A 475-nucleotide genomic window follows, 5' to 3' on the forward strand; every position below is an offset into this window, starting at 1 on the left:
CTTGTGAATTATCTTGAGTATTACAACAACCGCAGAATTAAGACAAAACTAAAGGGCTTGCCGCCTGCTATTCACAGACAACAAGCCCTTTCGGCTGCTTAAACAATGTTTGCTTTCAAATATTGTCTAACTTTTTGGGGTCACTTCACATCTGAAAGGGAGGCGGTTTTTGTTATACCCAATATGAGAATGTAAGGCCGCGCTGCGCGGGTGCCGTTTACTCCTCGCCGGCTGCATTTTCGTATATGCCAAAGAGGTTATCCGGCGGCGGCATCTCTACGCGGGAGGCGCGGTCGTTGACCAGCAGAACAAGCCAGGCCATCAAGGCCAGGATCAGAACCAGAATCAGCCATTTAATGCCGTTGGGCAGGTTTTTCATACATCCGTTCCTTTCGCCCCGAGGGGGCAGACGCTGCAAAATTTTCATTTCCCGGGCAAAGGCCGGGCCATAAGCCCCGACTGCGGCCCGGCGGCC

At 52.0% G+C, this 475-nt stretch carries 2 protein-coding genes; one reads left to right on the top strand and one right to left on the bottom strand.

What is annotated here, in order from left to right:
• Nucleotides 1-102, top strand: a 102-nt coding sequence (locus JCM17207_RS04820; protein ID WP_238316536.1) for an IS3 family transposase, incomplete at its 5' end; no start/stop codon positions are given.
• 115 nt (nt 103-217) lie between these two features.
• Here the strand turns inward: JCM17207_RS04820 and JCM17207_RS04825 are convergent.
• Nucleotides 218-475: hypothetical protein (locus JCM17207_RS04825; protein WP_238316535.1), on the bottom strand; the 258-nt coding region annotated here is incomplete at its 5' end.

The organism is Faecalibacterium gallinarum (genome assembly GCF_022180365.1).
In the GTDB taxonomy this organism is placed as follows: Bacteria; Bacillota; Clostridia; order Oscillospirales; family Ruminococcaceae; genus Faecalibacterium; species Faecalibacterium gallinarum.